Origin of the sequence: Brevibacterium sp. XM4083 (genome assembly GCF_006489205.2) — a bacterium.
In the GTDB taxonomy this organism is placed as follows: domain Bacteria; phylum Actinomycetota; class Actinomycetes; order Actinomycetales; family Brevibacteriaceae; genus Brevibacterium.
This window is the reverse complement of record NZ_VFYR02000001.1, coordinates 794,909-809,213: the sequence shown is the minus strand read 5'-3', so window position 1 is coordinate 809,213 and position 14,305 is coordinate 794,909. Positions and strand designations below refer to the sequence as shown.

The 14,305-nt window shown below is 66.5% G+C and carries 11 protein-coding genes; 7 read left to right on the top strand and 4 right to left on the bottom strand.

Going from position 1 to position 14,305, the window contains the following annotated elements; all coding sequences use genetic code 11:
* Positions 1–27: 27 nt before the first annotated feature.
* The 6 genes from FJ887_RS03480 to FJ887_RS03455 all read left to right on the top strand — a co-directional run bounded on the left by FJ887_RS03480 (position 28) and on the right by FJ887_RS03455 (position 7,235).
* A complete protein-coding gene (locus FJ887_RS03480; RefSeq protein ID WP_137824287.1) occupies positions 28–1,260 on the top strand; it encodes an acylneuraminate cytidylyltransferase in 1,233 nt (410 codons plus the stop codon).
* 129 nt (positions 1,261–1,389) lie between these two features.
* Entirely contained in the window at positions 1,390–2,277 is an 888-nt protein-coding gene (locus tag FJ887_RS03475) for an N-acetylneuraminate synthase family protein (protein ID WP_137824288.1), read from the top strand.
* Positions 2,278–2,554: 277 nt separating this feature from the next.
* Entirely contained in the window at positions 2,555–3,529 is a 975-nt protein-coding gene (locus FJ887_RS03470; RefSeq protein ID WP_137824289.1) for a glycosyltransferase family 2 protein, read from the top strand.
* The gene (locus FJ887_RS03465; RefSeq protein ID WP_137824290.1) at positions 3,526–4,917 is read left to right on the top strand and encodes a polysialyltransferase family glycosyltransferase; all 1,392 of its coding nucleotides are present in this window, start codon (positions 3,526–3,528) and stop codon (positions 4,915–4,917) included. Before FJ887_RS03470 ends, FJ887_RS03465 begins: the two co-directional genes overlap by 4 nt.
* Before the next feature lies 1 nt (position 4,918).
* Positions 4,919–5,902, top strand: a complete 984-nt coding sequence (locus FJ887_RS03460; protein WP_137824291.1) for a polysialyltransferase family glycosyltransferase — start codon at positions 4,919–4,921, stop codon at positions 5,900–5,902.
* A 31-nt stretch (positions 5,903–5,933) separates the two neighbouring features.
* Positions 5,934–7,235 carry a DUF6716 putative glycosyltransferase gene (locus tag FJ887_RS03455; RefSeq protein ID WP_249356431.1) on the top strand — a complete coding sequence of 434 codons (1,302 nt, stop codon included), beginning with the start codon at positions 5,934–5,936 and terminating at the stop codon, positions 7,233–7,235.
* A 62-nt stretch (positions 7,236–7,297) separates the two neighbouring features.
* On the opposite strand, the gene FJ887_RS03450 is transcribed toward FJ887_RS03455, so the two are convergent.
* Together FJ887_RS03450 and FJ887_RS03445 are read right to left on the bottom strand one after the other, a co-directional pair.
* A complete protein-coding gene (locus FJ887_RS03450) occupies positions 7,298–7,771 on the bottom strand; it encodes a GtrA family protein (RefSeq protein ID WP_249356432.1) in 474 nt (157 codons plus the stop codon).
* 51 nt (positions 7,772–7,822) lie between these two features.
* Positions 7,823–9,325 carry a hypothetical protein gene (locus FJ887_RS03445; RefSeq protein ID WP_137824293.1) on the bottom strand — a complete coding sequence of 501 codons (1,503 nt, stop codon included), beginning with the start codon at positions 9,323–9,325 and terminating at the stop codon, positions 7,823–7,825.
* 393 nt (positions 9,326–9,718) lie between these two features.
* Between FJ887_RS03445 and FJ887_RS03440 the strand changes: the two genes are divergently transcribed.
* Positions 9,719–10,837 carry a glycosyltransferase gene (locus FJ887_RS03440; protein ID WP_137824294.1) on the top strand — a complete coding sequence of 373 codons (1,119 nt, stop codon included), beginning with the start codon at positions 9,719–9,721 and terminating at the stop codon, positions 10,835–10,837.
* Between the two features lie 229 nt (positions 10,838–11,066).
* Here the strand turns inward: FJ887_RS03440 and FJ887_RS03435 are convergent, their stop codons facing one another.
* The gene (locus FJ887_RS03435) at positions 11,067–12,677 is read right to left on the bottom strand and encodes a hypothetical protein (RefSeq protein ID WP_137824295.1); all 1,611 of its coding nucleotides are present in this window, start codon (positions 12,675–12,677) and stop codon (positions 11,067–11,069) included.
* Between the two features lie 76 nt (positions 12,678–12,753).
* On the bottom strand, positions 12,754–14,292 hold the full coding sequence (locus FJ887_RS03430) for a hypothetical protein (RefSeq protein ID WP_137824296.1): 1,539 nt from the start codon (positions 14,290–14,292) through the stop codon (positions 12,754–12,756).
* Between the last annotated feature and the right edge of the window lie 13 nt (positions 14,293–14,305).

Sequence of the window (14,305 nt, the reverse complement as noted above, 5' to 3'; positions counted from 1 at the left end):
ACGGCCCGTCGTTAGGTTCGGGGCATTGTGACTGACACCGCCATCCCGAACCACCCAGCTCCCGCCTCGGCGACACCCGCTCCCACCTCGGTGGACACGAGGACATCCGAGCCGAACACATCGCGAACCGTCGCCATCATCCCCGCCCGCGGCGGATCGAAGGGCATCCCCCTGAAGAACCTCCAGAAGGTCGCGGGCGTCTCGCTGCTCGCCCGGGCGATCAACGCGGCGAAGGCCACCCCGAGCATCGACCGGGTCATCGTCTCGACCGACCACGAGGGCATCGCCGCGGAGGCGATCCGGGCCGGCGCCGAGGTGTCCCACCGTCCCGCGGAGATCGCCGGGGACACAGCGACGAGCGAATCGGCGATCATCCACACCTTGAACACCCTCGACGAGGACTTCGACGTCACCGTGTTCATGCAGTGCACGTCGCCGTTCATCGACTCCGCCTCGATCGACAATGCCGTGTGCCGGGTCGCCGACGGACAGGACGACGTCGTGTTCTCCGCCGTCGAGGACCATTCGTTCCTCTGGCGCCTCGACGACGACGCCGAGGCGGTCGCCGTCGGCCATGACAAGGCCTTTCGCCCACGGCGCCAGGACCGAGCCAAGCACTTCAACGAGACCGGGGCGTTCTACGTCATGCGCACGGCCGGGCTGCTCGAGAGCGGACACCGCTTCTTCGGCCGGGTCGGCATCGAGGAGGTCCCGCCCGAGCACGCCCGCGAGATCGACGACATGTCCGACCTCACGCTGGTCCGCGCGATCGCCTCGACGCAGGAGACGGCTCAGGTCATCGACGTCGACGCGCTCGTCACGGACTTCGACGGCGTCCACACCGACGACGGCGCCTATGTCGATGAGGACGGAAACGAGCAGGTCAGGGTCCATCGCGGCGACGGAATGGGAATCTCACGCTTGGTGAAAACAGGTTTCCCTGTCATGATTCTCTCAAAGGAACGCAACCCTGTGGTCACCCGCAGGGCGGAGAAACTTCATATCGACGTAACCCAGGGTGTGGACAATAAGTCGGAGGTTCTGCGGTCGTGGATCGACGCGCAGGGCCTCGACGCCACCCGCGTCGCCTATGTCGGCAACGACATCAACGACCTCGAAGCCTTCGACGTCGTCGGGTGGCCGATCGCCGTCGCGGACGCCCACCCCAAGGTGCTCGCCGCCGCTCGAGTCGTTCTCGACCGGCCCGGCGGACGGGGCGCGGTCCGTGAGGTCTGCGACCTCATTCCCGCCCGCAGCTGAGCCAGACACCGGAGCGCGGCCTCCCGGCGGCCCCACCGACAACTCCACACCGCAGACACAACTCCACAAGGAATCGCACCACCCACCCCGCGCGGCGGCACTCACCGCGTACGAACGAAAGCAGGATTCATGACTGATCACATCGCCCCCGTGGCCATCGGCGACCAGCTCGTCGGACCCGGCCAGCCCGTGTACATGATCGGTGAGATCGGCATCAACCACAACGGTGACGTCGAGATCGCCAAGCAGCTCATGGATGCCGCAGCGACCGCAGGCGCGCAGGCAGTGAAGTTCCAGAAGCGCAACCCCGATGTCGCCGTGCCCGAACACCAGAAGTCGAAGATGCGCTCGACCCCGTGGGGCGAGATGACCTACCTCGACTACAAGTTCCGCGTCGAGTTCGAACGCGAGGAGTACACGGAGATCGACCGCTACGCGAAGGAACTCGGCCTGCAGTGGTTCGCCTCCCCGTGGGACGTCGACTCCGTCGAGTTCCTCGAGAACCAGTTCGATGCGCTCACCTACAAGGTCGCCTCGGCGTCGCTGACCGACTTCGAACTCCTCCGCGCGATCGCCGAGACCGGCAAGCCGGTGCTCTGCTCGTCCGGCATGTCCGACTGGGCGACCCTCGATGCCGCCGTCGAGGTCTTCGACCGCGACAAGCTCGTCCTCATGCACGCCACCTCGACGTATCCGCTGCCGCCGGAGGAGGTCAACCTCCTCGCGATCCCCGCGATGCGGGAGCGCTACGGGGTGCCCGTGGGCTACTCGGGCCACGAGCTCGGCCTCGAGATCTCCTTCGCCGCCGCCGCGCTCGGCGCGGTGACGATCGAGCGTCACATCACCCTCGACTCCTCGATGTGGGGATCGGACCAGTCGGCATCGATGGAGCCGCGCGAGTTCGCCTCGCTCGTCAAGGGCGTGCGCGTCCTCGAACAGGCCATGGGTGACGGCGTCAAGCGCGTCATGCCCGGCGAGGAGTCGAAGATCGACTCCCTCCGCAAGGTCACCGCTTGATCTCAGTCCTCTGAAGTCAGCAGGCGAACCGCCCCGACGGACAGGTGTCCGTCGGGGCGGTTTCCCGTGCGCATAGGACAGAACCGTGCCTGCGTGCGGAATCCGGCACAGCGGAATCCGCACGCAGCCGGCCTCTCGAGGCCAACCTTCGGTGAACTCCTCGAACCGTGTCGTTAACCCTGTCGTCACCTGCTGTTACTCAGCCGTGTCTACCATCGTCTGAGCCCATGCACGTGCGGCATTCCCCTGCGGCCGTGCTCAGCAGCGAAAGGACCCCATGACCACTCCCCTGACCAGCGTCATCATCGCGGCGAAGAACGCCGAACAGACCATTGGGAGCAGTCTCAAGAGCTTGACCATGCAGGGGTTCGCCCCCGACGAACTCGAAGTCCTCGTCGTCAACGACGGCTCGGAGGACCACTCGGCTGAAGTCATCGCCGAGTACGAGGACAAACTCAATCTCGTGACCATCGAGAACCCCACCTCGCTCGGTGTCTCGGCGTCGCGCAACTTGGCGCTCGAGGCGTCCACCGGCCAGACCATCACCTACCTCGACGGAGACGACTGGTACGCGCCGGGTCACCTGCGGAAGATGACGGATGCGATCACCGGACTCGGCGTCGACTTCGTCAAGATCGACTACGTCCTCGTCGAAGGCACCAAGCGCAGCCTCAACCAGGCGCCCTGTGCTCTCCGGAACCGTCCGCTCAATCCGCGCGACTACATCATGCCCGCGAACATGCCGACGATGGTCGACTACCCGGCGTGCTGGACGGGCATCTTCACCCGCAGCATGGCCGATCGCGGCCTGCTCACCTTCGATCCCGCCCTGCGGACCTGTGAGGACCGCCCCTGGACGTGGCGACAGCACCTCGAGTCGGATTCGTTCGCCGTCATCAACTCCGCAGGCCTGTGCTACCGCAAGGGAATGTCGACGTCGCTGACCTCGATCTACGACGAACGGCAGCTCGACTTCATCCCGGCCTTCCGGACCGTCTTCGCAATGCTCGAGAGCGACCCGGAGATCGACGAGTTCGAGACGAAGGCCGTGCGGAACTTCCTGTCGATCCTCTACCACCAGCTCGTCAAACGATCGGACCAGATGACCGCCGAGGTGAAGCAGAAGCTGTTCGCCGGTGCGACGACGAACGTCAAGATGATCAAACCCGAACTCGTCGATCGGGTGGTCGAGAAGTTCGGCGATGACCGAGTTCCGGTCATCGCCCCGGTTCTGAGGAGGGCACAGGCATGACACAGCTCATCCAGGTCTCCACCCTGTATCAGCTCGCCAACGTGGCCGCGAACATCAACGCCGGTCACTTCGGGTCGGCCGACGAACGCCGCATCCTCGTGGTCGCCAACAACGCCTACGCGCCCGAGATCACCCCATCGGCGATCGACCTGCTCGGCTCGACGACCCTGCTCAGTCGGTTCGATTCGGTCGTCGACTGGAATGCCGCCATCTGGCCGAGCCACCCCAAGCAGTTCGGCATCTCGCCGACGCGGGCGCCGATCATGCGCACGCTGCTCGAACACCTGTGGTCGCTCTCCCCTGACGAGGACATCTCCCTCGTCGTCGAGTCGCTGCCCGGCCATCCGGCACACGCGCTCACCCAGGTCTTCGCCGACGCTCCGATCTCCGTGCACTCCGACGGCCTGATGAGCTACGGGCCGGTGCGCAATCCCCTCGGTCGTCCGCTCTGGCAGCGCCTCGAGAACGTCCACTACACCGACCTGCTTCCCGGAGTCATGCCCCGGCAGCTCGCCGAACACGCTCCGAATCGCATCGCCCTGACCGTCGACGAACTCCGTCCGGTCATCGAGGAGATGGCCCAGGAATCCGACGACGCCCTGACCTCTGCGGGCCTGTCGAATCCGATCGACGACAGCGCCCTGGTCCTCGGCCAGTACCTTGCGGAGATCGAGCTCATCACCGAGGAGGAGGAGATCCAGCTCCACCTCGACATGCTCGACGAGGTGAAGAAGCGCGGAGTGGGCACGGTGATCTTCAAGCCCCACCCGACATCGGCCCGGACCGTCGCCGAACCGCTGAGGCGGCGCGCGGAGGCCCTCGGCCTGCGCTTCGTCCTCGCTGATGTGCCCGTCCTCGCCGAGGTGGTGGCATCCCGGACGCAGCCCCGGCTCGTCGTCTCGTGCTTCTCCACCGGGCTCGTGACCACCCAAGCGCTGTACGGAACCGAGACCGCTGTCGTCGGCACGGAGCTGCTCCTCGAGCGGATCGCCCCGTATCAGAACAGCAACCGCATCCCGCTGACGATCGTCGATGCGCTCAATCGCGGCGGCTATGTCCTCGAGGACCGACCGGGCGGCCGCGGGCTCAAGGACTTCAATGCTCTCATCGACGCCGTCACCTACTGCATGCAGTCGACCATCATGACTCACCTGCGCGAACCCGCCGTGCGCTTCCTCACGGCGGCCGTCGGCACGGGCGACATGGTGTACTTCAAACGCAAGCGCCTCACCCGCCTCGATCTGCCCGGCAGCCTCGAGGCGTCGAACCGCGGGCGAGTGCTGCGCACGGGGAAGCGGATCCTGCGCAAGAATGCGAAGTCCGCGCTCTCGAAGCTCGACCGCCGTGGGATCAAGATCGACGTCGCCAAGCTGACCGGACGCCGCTGACATGGCTCGCACGGCGATCGCTTTCGCAGAATCGCCTCTCCAGTTCCTCTCCGCGCTCGAAGCGCACGAACCGCACGAAGAGCTGCTCATCCGAGCTCGCGCGAACGCGAAGGGGATGACGTCGTTCCTCGACGCCTTCGACCCCGCCTGGCTGCCCAAGCGCGTTCGCCTCGAACGCGAGGGGGCCAAGCCGGGCATCCTCAGGAAGATGTCGCCGTCGAGTATCTACATCGGTGACGCCTGCTCGGGCCAGGTGCACAAAGCGCTGTCGATGGCGTACCTGGAACGGCGGATGCCGGAGATCGTCATCCTCGATGACGGGCTGGCGACGTACTCGACGATTGAGACCCTCGCCGCCAAGCGGGGACCGCTCGTGCGCCCACGTCAGAAGCTCAAGCCGTCCCGGGAGGTCATGGCCGCCTATGTCGCCGACCGACTGCGCGGCCTGGCCTCCGGGGGCAAGCTCCGCTGGCACACCGCGCTTCCCGTGCCGAAGGCGCTGCGCAATGCCTTTCTGCGCACCGGGGCGGAGATCACCCGGCATCGTTTCGAACACCTCCAGTCGCTGCCCACCGGCGGCAGCCATTCGCGGGACACTCCGGTCATCGGATCCTCGCTGGCCGCTGACGGACTCATCCGCGAAGAGGCCTACCTCGCCTGGCTCGAGGGTCTGCTCGCCGCCGGTCCGATCACCTACTACCCGCACCGTCGTGAGTCCGCGGAGTTCCTGGCGAAGCTCGGAGCCGACGACCGGGTGCGGATCAAACACGTCGGACTGCCGATCGAACTGCGCCTGATCAACCTGCCGGCGGAATCGGTCATCCGCAGCCTCCCGAGCACGGCGGCAGTCTCCCTGGCGGTGCTCAACCCCGATGTCCGCATCGATGTCACGGAGATCCCCCGTGAATGGTGGACCGGGACGTCTCCCGATAGTCTGCGTACGTCCCTCAACGCACAGACTGTGGCCGGTGATCTCGATTCCTGATACCCCTCACGCCTCCGAGCACGAAACTCCGGTGGCCGACACCGTCACGCCGCATCCTGCCGGCACCCCGGCCGCGCCCGCCGGCACTGCTCGCTCCGTCGGTGCCGAGGACTCCGCGCGCGCCCGCTCGGAGCGGGAGACGATCAGCGTCGTCTCCGTCTCCGACAGCGAGTCGTACCTCAAGTGGGCGACTCAGCTGCTGAGCACGCTGCCCAATGTCGAGGCCCACGTCTACCTCATCGACAATCCGATCCTTCCCACGAACGAGCAGATCACCCATGCGATCGCCGGTACCGCGTGGGAGGGCCATGAGGTTCCGATCATCAGCCGCAGCGAACTCGGCGAGGTCATCGCCAATCACGCGCCCGACATCGTTCTCGGTGCGGCCACCGGTCCCATCGTCGCCCAGCTGTTCCTCACCGCCAGTGCACTCGAACCGCGTCCCGCGCTCGTCTCGGGACTGCCCGGGATGGGACTGCCGGCCAGCGGCAAGGGGATGAACTACCGCAGACTCATGGATGCGTTCCTCGCCCACTCCTTCACCGAGGTGGACGAGTACCGGGCCGTCAGCGCGCTGCGGCGGGTGCCCGCCGAGATCCTCCTCGCCCGCCTCCCGATGCTGCGTTCGCCGGGCGTGCCGGATCGCCCGGCCGGCGGGTCACCGGCAGGGGTGCCGACGACCCTGGTCTTCGCCCCGCAGGCGAAGGTGCCCGAGTCGGCCGCCGAGCGTGAGTCGATCATCGCCGCACTCGTGGAGTTCGCACTCCGGCATCCCGATTCCCGCACCGTGGTGAAGATGCGGTCCCGGCCGGGCGAGCACGAAACGCACCGCGAGCAGCACTCGTACTTCGAGATCATCGACGAGTTCAAGGCTCGCAAGGTGCCCGGAGCCGATCGTCTCGAGATCGGCTACGGTCCGCTCACGGCGTTCCTCACCCCCGGTTCGGCGCTCGTCACGCTCTCCTCCACAGCGGCGCTCGAATCGATCGACCGTGACATTCCCACCCTGCTCATCTCGGACTTCGGCTTCGACCGGGCACTGCTCAACGAAGTCTTCGCGGATTCGGGCGCGACTGGCAGTCTCGCCGATGTCGCAGCGGGCAGAATCGGCTTTCCCAGCGAGGAGTGGCTGGCGAGAAACTACTTCCACATCGATGACGGAAGTCTGCGTCGCAGCCTCGGCCTGCTCGCCACCCGGTCCCGCACCGGACAGCTGCCGAATCGCCGGAAGGCCGTGCTCAAGCAGAAGCGAATGCTCTTGCGTGCCGAAGCCCGCATCTACACCCCGCCGATCGTCGTCAAGGCCTATAGGCGGATTCGGTACGGCCGCTGAGCACGACGCACGGGGACGCTGGGCGGTGACCTTCGAAGGACTCTGGGACCGGTCCGTGGCCCTCAGCTGCGGTCGTCGGTGACCGAGCTCGATTCGTCGAGTTCGACGACCACCTCGGCGGCGGGTGATGCTGCCTTGAACACCCATGTCCGGTACGCGTAGAACCGGAAGGCCATGGCCAGGGCGATGCCGATGACGTTCGTCGAGATGTTGTAGGTGAGCTGGTCGCGCATGTTGAGCAGATACCAGGTGACGCCGAGCGGGATGACGGAGATCGCCATGCCGGCGAGGTTGACGGCGATGAAGAGGATGATGCCGCGGACATTGGAGTCGGTGGTGCGATCCCCGTAGGTCCACAGCTTGTTGCCGATCCACACGACGATCATCGCGGCGATCGTCGAGATGATCTTCGCCTTGATGGGGCTGCCCTCGAGAAGCGCAGGCACCGGGCCGAGCCCGTAGGTGAGGAGGTTCGAGAGTCCGACGTCGACGATGAAACCGACGCCGCCGACGGTGAGGAATTTGAAGGCTTCCACCGCGAGGCGCCGAAGCCGAATCGAGACAGACTCTTGCATGACAGCTCTACTCTATGTTGTCTGCTTCCGGACTCGCTGAACGTGCCCACGTCGCGCCGACCACATTCCCAGGGTGAGGACCACGCCGACGGTCACCGCAAGCGCAGGCCAGAAGGTGTATCGGAAGTGGTTGGCCGGCACGATCGGGAAGTAACCTGCGACATAGCACAGCGCCGAGGTGGCGAGCATCACGATCTCCGGGACGAGGCTGGGGGTCGGCCGGGGAGCTGAGCCGCGAGAGGTCTCGGCTCGTCTCAGGCGAAGCGCAGCGGCGACGAGAAGCACCCCCAGCAGAGACCAGAACCACGGTTTGAACACCATCGGGAACGTGGCCAGGGCGAAGTCCTCGACATACGGGCGGAAGAGGTAGTCGGCCTTCTCGTCACCCTGTGCGTAGCCGACCTTCGTCCCCTCCCCATGCCATTCCGCGGGCCAGTACTCGAGGCTGGAGGAAAAGAAATAATAGGAGAACACGGCTGCCCGGTACTCGACGTAGCGCAGCGGGTGGGTGATGACGGTGTCCAGCCAGAGCTGCCTGAGTGCGTCCTGGTCGGCGATCGGGCTGAAGTTCTCACCCGTCGCGCCTTTGCCGTAGCAGTTCCAGTACGCGTCCCAGATCTCCCCCATCTGCAGACACTTCGGGCGGGCCGCACCGATCTTCGCTTTGAGCTCCGGGGGCGCGTCGGAGGCCATGAGCTCCTTGTCGGGCACCGAGAACATCACGTCGTCGAGGAGGACCTGTGAGATCTGCCCGGTGGGCTGAACATCGTAGCGGGCGGCGATGATCGCATCAGTCGCCTTCACCCCGCCGACCAGGATGATGAGGACGACGACTCCCGCCGAGGCGGTGGCGAGCACCGCGCGCGCCCGCGTCCGGTGAGACGGGGGTGTCTCGACAGCGGCCATCCCGTGACGTCGACTCCGCCGCGCAGCGAGTGCGGTGACGAGGCACCACCCGAGGTAGACGGCGATGGGGATGATCGCGAATACGGCGTTCTTGCGCAGCCCGACCGCGTAGGTGATCAGAACGAGTGCCGGCACCCACAGCGGCCACGTCTTCGGCACGAGGCGCGCGACGGTGAGCAGCATGATGGCGGCGAGCAGCGCCGCGGCCATCTGCGTGTCCTTCCACAGCGTCGTCATCTGCGACAGCGTCCACGGCATCACCATGACGGCGGGACCGAGAAGGCTGACCCACCTCGGCGCCCCGCAGCGGTGGATGATGGCACCGAGCACCCAGCACGACCCGGCGATGAGGCCGGTCTGGAGGACGAACAGGCTCGCCTGCTCTCCGGTGAGGTCGATGAGGCCGCGCCACACGACGGCCATGACGGGCGGGTGCCAATCAGAGAACGGGATCGCGCCCACCGCCTGTGCGTACTGGTTGGCGATGTCGACGTTGACGCGACCGGGGGCGTAGAGGCGCACGAAGACGACGGCCCACCCGATGCTCAGACCACCGAGGACGACATCCCACACCCAGCTCGAACGGGCAATCGATCGCGCAGAGTTCATGGGGGCTCCTCAGCAACTGATGTCGAGGTCGGGGATCGGGCCGCGCGGTGGTCGCGGCCCGGTGACTCAGTCAAGCGACTACCGTAACCGCGCCGACTTCGCACAGCGGAGAAATCCGCACGACTTCACAGATGCTTCCTCGACACTTCACCTGCTCGCCATGCAACAGCGGCCGGGTGAGAGCGAACTCGCCGTCCGGTGGGGTCGCTGACGGCTCCCCCGACGGCAGCGCCTGTGCGCTTCACCACAGACGGAGTCTGCCCACGAGCCGCCGCCCCAGGTGACGCCCGCGAGGAAGCTGAGCGTCCGGTGTGTCGACCCTGGCAACTGGCTATAATTGCCGGAGCCCTGTGCACCCTCGCACGCACTCACGGCATCCCCAAGGAGCTTCATATGACCGACCGTCCCACCGGACTGCGCATCGCGGCGATCGTGCCGTGCCACAACGAGGAGATCACGATCGGCAAGGTCGTGCGTGATCTCTCGGCCGCAGTTCCCGAGATGACGGTCTACGTCTACGACAACAACAGCACCGATCGCACCGTCGAAGAGGCCCTCGCCGCCGGTGCGGTCGTCCGCCACGAATACTTCACCGGCAAGGGCAACGTCATCCGCCGGGCGTTCTCCGACATCGAAGCCGACATCTACGTCACCATCGACGGCGATGACACGTACGAGGCCGCCGATCTACCGGCGATGATCGATCTGCTCCTCGAGGGACCCTACGATCATGTCCTCGGGGTCCGGCAGGACACCCAGGCGACCTCGTCGTACCGGCCCGGCCACGAGTCGGGCAACAAGATGTTCAACCGGCTCACCAGCCGCCTGTTCAAGTCGCATGTCACCGACATGCTCTCGGGCTATCGGGTCTTCTCCCGTCGCTTCGTCAAATCGTTCCCGGCGATCAGCAAGCGCTTCGAGATCGAAACCGAGCTCACCGTTCACATGATGGCCCTGCGCCTGCCGAGCGCCGAATACCCCGTCGGCTTCCGCGACCGCCCCGACGGCAGCGAGTCGAAGCTCTCGACGTTCGGCGACGGCTTCCGCATCCTCGGCCTCATCACCCAGCTCGTCCAGCACGAGCGGCCCCGGCTCTACTACGGCCTGCTCACGCTGATCTTCGGCGCGCTCTCGCTCATCCTCGGCATTCCGGTGATCGTCGAATACTTCAACACCGGCCTCGTCCCCCGCTTCCCGACGGCGTTCCTCGCCGCGATCCTCATGCTCCTGGCGATCCTGATGGGCAGCATCGGACTCATCCTCGACGGCATCCGCCGTGGTCGTCGTGAGCTCGCGCGCCTCCACTACCTCGGGCTGCAGTCGGTGGCTCCGGTCATCCCGGCTCTCAAGTCCGCCGGCGCCCCCACGCCGCTGTCGAAGGACCAGGAGGAGCACGACGCGCCCATCGAGCGCCCGACCCAGGAGTCGAGCGTGACGTCCCCGAAGCCGGGGTCGGAGGCAGGGTCGAGCGGCGCCGCACCGCAGAACCGGCTGCACGTCACCCGCCCCTGAGACGACCGCCCGAGAGTCCGCCTCCGCTGAGCAGGTCCAGCGGCACAGCGCCAGTCTCAGCGACACAGCGCCAGCCCCAGCGGCACGGCCCCAGCCCCAGCATCACAGAACGCCCCGTCCGTCCGGACGGGGCGTTCCCTGCTCTCAGACGACCGCCGGCCTCGGCCGCCTCACCTCACTGGCCGTCAACCGTCACCTCACGGGCGGTCAGTCGTCACCTCACGGGCCGTCAGTCGTCGTTCCCTCGCTCCGCCTCGGCGTCCGCGCCGAGCCTCACGGCTCTCCGGCGCTTCGCCCTCCACGCCATCTGTGCGGCAGCGGCGATCATGATCGCGCACATCGTCATCACCATGGCCGGCCAGTAGACGTACCGGTAGTGGTTGGCCGGCACGATCGGGAAGTAGCCGACGACGTAGATCAGCGTCGACAGGCTCATCGCCGTCACCGCCGTCGCCAGGTGCGACCAGCCTGCGGCCTCCCCCAGGCGGCGGATCCGCGGGTGCGCGACAAGGGCGACGACGGACAGCATCGTCCAGAACCAGCCGGTGAACAGCCACGGCAGGTCCTCCATGCCGAACTTCTCGACATAGGTCTGCGCCGCGTCGTTGAGCTGCTTGTACTTCACCTCCCAGCCCATCGGGTTCTCCACGATCGTTCCACCCCATTCGGCGTAGTTGTCGAAGAGGAAATGGGAGAACGTCTGGGTGCGGTAGATGAGGTAGCGATCGGGACGGGTGACGACTTCGGACAGCCAGACGTCCTGGAGTTCCTCGGTGTGGTCGATGGCCGTGTAGATGCCGTCGGCCCCCTGCCCGTAGCAGCGCCAGTACGCGTCCTCGTACGATCCTGCCTCACGGCATTTGGCCTGCGCGGCGACGAGTCTGTCCCGCAGGTCCGGGTCGGTGTCGAGGGTCTTGAGCTCGGCGGCGGGAATGGTGAAGAGGACGTCGTCGAGCATCACCTGTGACACCTGATGCGTCTTGAGCGGCTGATACACCGCGTTGAGGATCGCTCCTGAACCGATGACGAGGACGAGCACCGCTCCGGTGAGGACGACGAACCGCAGATCGAGGATCCGCCTCCACATCGACCGCCCCGCCTCGGCGCGCTGTCCGGACTCGGTGGCGGCCGCCTCGGTGCCTTCCGGGGACGGCCTGGAGGTCGCCGCCGCCTCCGCCTCGGCGGGCTGTGAGGACCGCGCGATTCGGGCCGACCAGATCGTCCACGTCGAGAACGCCAGCAGCCAGATGAGCGGCAGCACGGCGAAGAACGCGTTCTTGCGCACCGCGGTCCCGTACGTCAGCGCCACGAGACCGACAGCCAGGAGCACCCAGCGCAGGCGCCTGAACCGCTGCGCGAGCAGCGCGCAGACCACAGCGGCGAAGAACGCCTCCGCCATCTGCGTGTCCTTCCACAGCACACCGATGTAGGTGAAGATGTTCGGCAGCAGCAGGAACCCCAGTCCCGCATACGACCAGCCACGGGACCGCGTGACGTCATAGAGGTAGAGCGCGAAGCCCAGGCCGATGCCGAACATGAGGAACACCTGGACGTAGAGGATCGCCGAGGCGTGTCCGGTGAGATCGAAGAGCCACGTCCACGTGATCGTCATGATCGCCGGATGCCAATCCGAGAGCTGCTCGTTGCCGAGCACCTGATGCAGCTGCCAGCGCGTGTCCGCGTACATGCCGCCCGGCGCGAAGGCGAGGCTGGTGCCGATCGCGAGCACGAGCGCGACGACACCGAGGACAGCCAGATGGATCCTGGCCGAGGCAGAACGGTAGTCGGGTCGCAGCGGAACGGCAGGCCGGTCGGACGCCGGGTGGTCGGCAGAGGGCATGTGGGGATCCTTCAGAGGGTTGACGCACTGGTCCGCCGCCGGACGGGCGGAGAACAGCCTGAACGACTCTATCCGATCAGTCGCCGGGACTCGCGGCTCCCGCGCCCGGGTCGGCTCCCGCGCCCGGGTCGGCAGGCGCGCCCGGGTCGTCAGGCGCGGGCCGTCGTCTCGCCTTCCACGCCAGCGAACCGGCGGCGGCGAGCATGATGGCGGCCATGCTCATCGCCAGCGCGGGCCAGTAGATGTAGCGGAAGTGATTGGCCGGCACGATCGGGAAGTACCCGACGATGTAGATGAGCGCGGACAGGCTCAGGGTCGTCACCGTCGTCATCAGGTGGGCGAGACCGGATGAGGCCTCGAGGCGCCGGACATGACGGACGCAGACGAGTCCGAGCACTGCGCACAGCAGCCAGAACCACCCGGTGAACAGCCATGAGAGATCGCGCGCCCCGAACTTCTCGACGTAGGTCTCCGCGGCATCGTTGGCCTGTTTGTACTTCGTCTCCCAGCCCAGGTCGTTCTCGACCGTCGCGCCGTCCCAGTCGGTGTAGTTGTCGAAGAGGAGATGGGAGAAGGTCTGCGTGCGGTAGAGGAGGTAGCGGTCGGGCCGGGTGAGCACCGTGCGCACCCACAGGTCCTGCAGCTCGTCGACGTGCTCGATCGCCGTGTAGATCCCGTCGGCCCCGCGCCCGTAGCAGCGCCAGTAGGAGTCCTCATAGGCATCCTTCTCCCGGCAGACCTTCTGGGCGGCCAGGAGGTTCTCCCGCAGCTGCGGGTCCATGTCGGTGGTCCTCAGCTCCGAGCCGGGCACCGTGAAGACGACGTCGTCGAGCATCACCTGGGAGACCTGATGGGTCTTGAGCGGCTGATAGATCGCGTTGAGGATCGCTCCCGACCCGAGCACGAGAACGAGCACCGCGGCCGTGGTCGCCGCGAACGCCGGGGAGAGCAGCCGTTTCCGCCACGATGTCCGCGGACGCGCGGAGCGGATCGCGAAGACGGAGAACGAGAGCAGATAGATGAGCGGCAGCACGGCGAAGAACGCGTTCTTGCGCACCGCGGTCCCGTACGTCAGGGCAATGAGACCGATGATGAGCAGAACCCACCGCAGGCGCTTGAACCGCTGCGCGAGCAGCGCGCAGACGACCGCGGCGAAGAACATCTCCGCCATCTGCGTGTCCTTCCACAGCACACCGATGTACGTGAAGAGGTGCGGGGTGAGGAGGAAGAGCAGCCCGACCCAGGACCAGGCCCGCGACCGGGTGACGTCGAAGAGGTAGAGGGCGAACCCGAACCCGGTGACGAACATGAGCAGCACCTGGACGTAGAGCACCGCAGAGGCGTGCCCGGTCAGCTCCGCGAGCCACATCCAGGTGATCGTCATGATCGCCGGATGCCAGTCCGAGAGCGGTTCGTTGCCGAGGACCTGATGCAGCTGCCATCGGGTGTCCGGGTTCATGCCGCCCGGTGCGAATACCACGGTGGTGCCGACGGCGAGCAGACCGGTGACGACGATGAGCAGCGCGAGGTGGATCCGCGCCCTCGCCGACCGATAGTCGGGACGCGTCGTCGAATCGACACGCGTCGGAGCAGAGGGGATTTCGGGCGAGGGCATGAGCAGGTCCTTC